5 protein-coding genes and 2 pseudogenes are annotated in these 6,772 nt (G+C 63.0%); 2 read left to right on the top strand and 5 right to left on the bottom strand.

Features of this window, described 5'->3' with window-relative positions:
• Window positions 1-92: 92 nt before the first annotated feature.
• The 5 genes and pseudogenes from ABIE57_RS14710 to ABIE57_RS14690 all read right to left on the bottom strand — a co-directional run.
• Window positions 93-836 (bottom strand): annotated as a pseudogene (locus ABIE57_RS14710) (IS110 family RNA-guided transposase); the annotation flags it as partial.
• Window positions 837-921: 85 nt separating this feature from the next.
• A pseudogene (locus ABIE57_RS14705) lies at window positions 922-1,392 on the bottom strand (transposase); the annotation flags it as partial.
• 456 nt (window positions 1,393-1,848) lie between these two features.
• On the bottom strand, window positions 1,849-2,226 hold the full coding sequence (locus tag ABIE57_RS14700) for a hypothetical protein (protein WP_354539786.1): 378 nt from the start codon (window positions 2,224-2,226) through the stop codon (window positions 1,849-1,851).
• Window positions 2,223-2,621 (bottom strand): hypothetical protein, encoded by a 399-nt coding sequence (locus ABIE57_RS14695; protein ID WP_354539785.1) that lies wholly within the window; start codon window positions 2,619-2,621, stop codon window positions 2,223-2,225. The genes ABIE57_RS14700 and ABIE57_RS14695 overlap by 4 nt, the downstream gene beginning before the upstream one ends.
• A gap of 340 nt (window positions 2,622-2,961) precedes the next feature.
• Complete coding sequence (locus ABIE57_RS14690; RefSeq protein ID WP_354539784.1) at window positions 2,962-5,238, bottom strand: adenosylcobalamin-dependent ribonucleoside-diphosphate reductase; 2,277 nt, start codon at window positions 5,236-5,238, stop codon at window positions 2,962-2,964.
• 98 nt (window positions 5,239-5,336) lie between these two features.
• Here ABIE57_RS14690 and ABIE57_RS14685 point away from each other — a divergent pair, with 98 nt between their 5' ends.
• Window positions 5,337-5,762, top strand: coding sequence for a DUF1489 family protein (locus ABIE57_RS14685; protein WP_354539783.1), 426 nt, complete (start codon window positions 5,337-5,339; stop codon window positions 5,760-5,762).
• A gap of 112 nt (window positions 5,763-5,874) precedes the next feature.
• Complete coding sequence (locus ABIE57_RS14680) at window positions 5,875-6,552, top strand: outer membrane protein (protein ID WP_354539782.1); 678 nt, start codon at window positions 5,875-5,877, stop codon at window positions 6,550-6,552.
• Window positions 6,553-6,772 lie beyond the last annotated feature (220 nt).

The following is a 6,772-nucleotide window of genomic DNA, read 5'->3' as shown; positions in this document are numbered from 1 at the left end:
TCACCAGAAAGGGTAAAGGTGGCCGACTTTTACGCCGCCCGCAGCAGGCTCATCCCGCCGCTACCGTGGCCGACTTTCGCACCGCCGTTCTCACCCAGCCACGCCGCAAAATCGCGGCCTCGCCGGAATGTCTCCATGGTCGGACCGAAAGCTTCAACTGCCAGAGCTGTAAGTGGCCCGACGCCTGGCATCGTCTGGAGACGACGAGCTGTGTCCGTCTGCTCTGCCAACTGCTTTGCGAGCCGCGTGCGGGCCTCGATGCGCGCGGTCTGCTCAGAAATTTGTGCCAGCAGATCCCGGCACTCTTCCTGAACCAGCGTGGGCAGATCACAAGCTGGGTCGTCCAGAACTGCCGCCACCCGCTTGATTTGTGCGATACCTTGCGGGAGCACGTGTCCAAATTCGTAAAGGAGCCCTCGCAACGCATTCACCAGTTCCGTGCGTTGGTGAACCAGGCGCTCCCGCGCCCGGAACAGTGCAGCGCGGGCCTGCTGTTCCTCGGTCTTCGGCTCGACAAAGCGCATCTCAGGGCGCTGTGCCGCGATGACAATGGCTTCGGCGTCCGCCATGTCGTTTTTCTGACGCTTCACAAATGGGCGCACATACTGCGGTGCAATCAGCTTCACCTCATGGCCGAACTGCGACATCTCCCTGGCCCAGTAGCTGGCACTGCCACACGCTTCCATGACTACAATTACTGGTGCGTGATCTGCCATGAACTGACGAAATTGTAGGCGTGTCAGCTTCTTGCGGAACTTGACCTGACCAGTCATCGAAGCCCCATGGAGTTGGAAAACGCTCTTTGCCAGATCCACCCCGATCATTGTATCTTTCATTTGCCGTCCTCTCCGTTTTGTCGCTTTCAACAGCACGACTTTGGCACATTGCGATGCCTTCTGGGGAGGGCGGCAACCATCCCATCTCCATCGACGCCCAGGCTTTCACCAGCGTGCCATCGACCGAGAAGTGCTCATCTGACAAGAGCGGCGCGACCTCACGATGCGCAAGGATCGCCGCCATCACCTTGCGCGACATCTCCGTGCTCAGCAGCCGGTCGCGGTTCTTCGTGAACACTGTGGGCACCCAAACGGGGTCGTCAATGCCCAGCCCCACAAACCAGCGAAACATCAGGTTGTAATCCATCTGCTCCATCAGTTGCCGCTCGGACCGGACCGAAAACAGGATTTGCAACAGGCTCGCCCGGATCAGCCGTTCCGGCGGGATCGAGGGTCGGCCGAAATCCGTGTAAAGCGCCTCGAACTCGGCATCGAGGCTGGCAAGCGCGTCATTGACCACCTGCCTGATCTTGCGTAGCGGGTGTCGCTCCGGGATGCGCTGCTCAAGATCGACATAGCTGAACAGTGACCCGCTCGTCTCGTCCATCCCGCGCATCTTCACCCCCGACATTATCGTGCAAAGGGTGAATCATGTTCTCAAATCGTTGTCGAGGCAGGACTATTTCAGCAGCCTGTTAAAGAGACACGTAAGAGCATTTGCCTGCATGGACGACTGGCCGTCCGTTGTCGGTGCCAGACAACGAAACTGTCCACGGACTAAATTGAAGCGTGCGGATGCCAGTCTTGTTGTATTCAACAGACTCTTTTAGTCGCGAACGGCACCTTCCCGCCATCTATCGTCGGTCAAGCGCCGGGGCGCTCGTCCGCCATCGTAGCAAACGACCGCTTTCCCCCCAATCGTGCAACGCTGTGTTCGCAAGCCCCAAGAACACCAATCGTCCATAGAGAGCGGCACTCGAGGCTTCGTAAAGCCAGGTAGAGATCAGACGACGCAATAACGTATTCGGGCCGGGGCCGCTTTGTAGCGACCCCGGCCCAATTATCTGCCTCACTACTCGCGGCAGTTTTGAAAGCTCTCGATTGCAGCCGAAAGCAGGCGCGCGATTGTCTCCAGCGTTGCGCCATCACGCGTGATGCGCCAGCGCAGTCCGTAAGGGTCGATCGGACGCTGGCGCGCATGGTTGGCTTCGCCGTCAAGGCGTTCGGCCTCTACGCGGCGGCACACTTGTTGATGCATGCCAAGGCAGGCTGCGAGCCGCGTCGCATCAGTGGCGTCCGGATCCAGCATATCGTGATACGTGGACATGCTGGGCGAGAAGGTCTCCGCCGCGGCATGTGCGCGGAAGTCGATCAGGTCGAGCCATTGGGCGGCGCGGCGCGTGAGGTCGCGCGCCCGAGCAAGTTCCGCCGGTTGCGTCTCAAACATCATGCGGCCTCCCGAATGCCGACAATACCGGCCAAGCGCAGCGCCTCGAGGGCGCGCACTCCGCGGCCCAGTGCCTCCGCGCAGCGCCGCGCGATATCCGCCCGGGGATCGTCTGGGTGGACGGCTGCGAAGCGCCGGGCTTCGACGCTCTTGATGTCGGTGGAGAATTCGAGACGCAGCAGGCGGTTGATCTCATGAAGCTCGCCGCGGCGGGCGGCCAGGTCGTTGCCAGCTTTCGCTGCCTCGACGACGGCGCGAGCCCGTGCGGCCCATTTGCGTCCGCCCAGCAGGTCGGCCGAGGCGACAAGGGTGTCACCCTCTGCGCGCAGCCAGCGCATGAAATCGCTGGCCCTGTTCATGTGCCGGAGCAGGGCACGGATATCGGGAATGTGTTTCATGGGATCACCTTTCCTGGTGGAATGCGCGGGCCCGCCATGGGCCGCGTCAGAAGATCCCTGCTCCGGTCAAATGATTTCGTATCTGGTGTCCGCATTACCGCCGGCACGGGGTTTCCCGGCGCGGCCTCATCAAGAGGGCCGTGCCGGGCAACCCCGTGATGCCAGAGGCGCGCAAATTCAGTCTGAAGGGTCAGATTTTGGGGGTCAAAATCTGCTTCTGAAAAAATATATATTTTACAGTGCCTTACGGGCGATGGCGAAACTTTCGCCGACGCGTGGCAGTAAAATCCGCCGATTTGGCATAACTACGCCCGCAACGACAAAGCGCGTGCCGCCGCCCTCAGGCGCATTTGCTGTGGCCGCAACTGGCGCAAGTCATGCACCCCTCGATCATGCGCATGTCATAGCTGCCGCAGGCCGGGCAGGCGGGGCCGCGCGGTGCGTCAAGGCCCATGGCCTGCGCGTGCGGATCCTCCTTGAGGGCCATGCCCTCGCCCGCAAGAAACCCGATCGAGACCATGTGCCGTTCCAGCACCCCGCCGATGGCCGCGAGGATCGAGGGCACGTATTTGCCGCCCATCCACGCCCCGCCGCGCGGATCGAACACCGCCTTCAACTCCTCCACCACGAACGAGACATCGCCGCCGCGCCGGAACACCGCCGAGATCATCCGCGTGAGCGCCACCGTCCAGGCGTAATGTTCCATGTTCTTGGAGTTGATGAATACCTCGAAGGGCCGCCGGTGCCCGTTCAGGACGATGTCGTTGACGGTGACATAGATCGCATGGTTGCTGTCGGGCCATTTGAGCTTGTAGGTCGCGCCTTCAAGCTCTGTGGGGCGGTCGAGCGGGTCGGCCATGTAGATCACTTCGCCGCCCTGTGACGGCATGTTGCCCACCTGTTCGGGCCGCTTCTCCGTGGTCTCCGACACGCTCAGCACGCTGCCCGTGACATCGTTCGGGCGATAGGTGGTGCAGCCCTTGCAGCCGGTTTCCCAAGCCTGCATGTAGACATCCTTGAACGCTTCGAAGGAAATGTCCTCGGGGCAGTTGATCGTTTTCGAGATGCTGCTGTCGACCCATTTCTGCGCCGCCGCCTGCATCCGCACATGGTCCAGCGGCGCAAGGTCCTGTGCGGTGACGAACCACTCGGGCAGGGGCGCATCGCCCATCACCTCGCGCCACATGGCGACGGCGTAATCCACCACCTCCTCTTCGGTGCGGCTGCCGTCCTTTTGCAGCACCTTGCGGGTATAGGCATGGGCAAAGACCGGCTCGATTCCGCTGCTGACATTGCCCGCATAAAGGCTGATCGTCCCGGTGGGGGCCACGCTGGTCAAGAGCGCGTTGCGGATACCGTGCCGGGCCACGGCCTCGCGCACGGTCTCATCCATGCCCTGCATGGTGCCGGAGGCGAGGAATTTTTCCGCGTCAAAGAGCGGAAAGGCCCCCTTTTCGCGCGCCAGATCGACCGAGGCGAGATAGGCGGCAACGGCGATCTTGTGCATCCAGATCTCGGTCTGGCGCACGGCCTTGTCGTTTCCGTAGCGCAGCCCCACCATGGCCAGCGCATCCGCGAGCCCCGTGACGCCCAGCCCGATGCGGCGTTTCGCCTGTGCCTCGGCTTGCTGTTGCGGCAGCGGAAAGCGGCTGGCATCCACCACGTTATCCATCATCCGCACCGCCACGCGCACCAGATCCTTGAGCGCCGCCGCATCGAGCCGCGCACGCGGCCCGAACGGGTCGATCACCAGCTTGGCAAGGTTGATGGAGCCCAGCAGGCAGGCCCCGTAGGGCGGCAGCGGCTGTTCGCCGCAAGGGTTGGTAGCCGCAATATTTTCCACGTAATTCAGATTGTTGGCCTGATTGATCCGGTCGATGAAGATCACGCCAGGTTCGGCATAGTCATAGGTGGCCTGCATGATCCGGTTCCACAGATCGCGCGCCTGCACCGTGTGATAGACGCGGCCATCGAACTGCAAATCCCACGGCCCGTCCGCCGTCACCGCCGCCATGAAGGCATCGGTCACCAGAACGCTGAGATTGAACATCCGCAGGCGCGCGGGGTCCGACTTGGCGGCGATGAAGGCCTCGATATCGGGGTGGTCACAGCGCATCGTGGCCATCATCGCGCCGCGCCTGCTGCCCGCGCTCATGATCGTGCGGCACATCGCGTCCCAGACATCCATGAAGCTGAGTGGCCCGCTGGCATCCGCCGACACGCCCCTGACCACCGCCCCCTTGGGCCGGATGGTCGAGAAATCATAGCCGATCCCGCCACCCTGCTGCATGGTCAGCGCCGCCTCGCGCAGGTGATCGAAAATGCCCCCCATGTCGTCTGGGATCGTGCCCATGACGAAACAGTTGAAGAGCGTCACCTTGCGCGCCGTGCCCGCCCCCGCCGTGATCCGGCCCGCAGGCAGGAATTTGAAATCCTCCAGCGCCTGATAGAACCGCTCTTCCCACTGCGCAGGCTCGGCCTCGACCTCTGCCAGCGCGCGCGCGATGCGCCGCCAGGTATCCTCGACGCTGGCATCCACGGGTGTGCCATCTGCCGCCTTGAAGCGGTATTTCATGTTCCAGATCTGTTCGGCGATCGGGGCGGCGAAACGGGTCATCGGCGGTTCCTTGGGCGGTGGGGAGGGCCAGAGACCTACAATAGCTTGAAGCCCGCACCATTTCCACTACCCTATCTGCGCATCGGGGGAATCGTATCTTGGCCTTGCATCTCATCAAACTCAGCGTCGGCACCACCTCGGTGGAGGATCTCGACGTCTGGCACCGCGACCCGCGTGCGCAAGGCGCGGACGGGCTGCCGCGCCATGTCACGCGGATGTGGCCCCGGCGCGCGGCGGAGGTCCTCGATGGCGGCTCGATCTACTGGGTGATCCAGGGTCTCGTGCAATGCCGTCAGCGCATCCTGCGGCTGGATGAAGTGATCGGCGGCGACGGCATCCGCCGCTGCGCCATCGTGCTGGAGCCCGGGCTCATCCGCACGGCGACGGCGCAAAAGCGGCCCTTCCAGGGTTGGCGCTATCTCGAACCGCGCGACGCGCCGCCCGATCTTGGCCGCGCGCACCGCAATGAGGAGGGGCTTCCCCCTGCCCTCTCCGCCGCGCTGGCCGAGATCGGCGTGATCTGAGGCTACACACGCGCGCCTCACCCCGGCTTGATCCGCCGCGACCACATCGTTCATTGCGACAATCCGCCTCGGGTTCCATCCTTGTGCCATGCAGAATGAAAAGGACAGACCCATGCGCTTCCCGCTTCCGGCCCTAGCCGCCGCACTCGCCCTCGCCTCTCCCGCCCTCGCCCAGAGTGTCGAGGACACCGCCCTTGCCCCGACCCTCCCGCAGGCGACCGGCTATCCCGTCTCGGCCGACCTGCGCTTTGACGGTGGCCCCAGCGGTGGCCCCGAGGTCGCGCGCAACGCGAATTCGATCTTCTCCAGCCGCGGGCGTGCCGTCGGCGGCCCCGTCGACTGGACCGGATTCTATGTCGGCGGCCAGTTGGGCGTGGCCTTCGGCGATGCCGATTTCGCAAGCAGCGACGAAAGCGTGATCGGCGGTGTCACCCTGGGCTATGACCATGATTTCGGCCAATGGGTCCTTGGCGGCGCGCTCGATTACGACTTTACCGATATCGACATCGCGCCGGGCAGCTCGCTCGAGGAGATTTTCCGCCTCAAGGTCCGGGCCGGTCCCAAGATCGGACGCGGACTGCTCTATGGCACCGGCGGCTATGCCTATGCCGACAGCGACAACATGGGCGATGAGGATGGCTGGTTCATCGGTGGCGGCTACGAATACATGGTCAACGACCGCTGGTCGGTCGGCGGCGAAGTGCTCTATCATGAGTTCGACAGCTTTGACGGCACCGACAACGATGTCGATGTCACCACCGTGCAAGTCCGCGCCACCTTCCGTTTCTGACCGGGAACGGGCGTGCGACAGCGAAGGCGGGCCCGTCCTCCAGCGGGTCCGCCTTTTCGTTCAACCCCATGGCCAATATTGGCAACCAAATGTTGCAAGCCCGCAACAAATTTGGCGAAAACCCCCCGGTTTATCCCGTAAATTCAGCAATATCCCGCCACTCACGGTTGCGTCATCCGGTGGCACCCTTGTCCCTTCAGCGTCCGGCACCGAAATGAAG

It is taken from the genome of Roseovarius sp. MBR-6, assembly GCF_040547525.1.
GTDB lineage: Bacteria > Pseudomonadota > Alphaproteobacteria > Rhodobacterales > Rhodobacteraceae > Roseovarius.
Note: the sequence above shows the minus strand (reverse complement) of the source record. Positions and strands in the feature narration are given on the sequence as shown.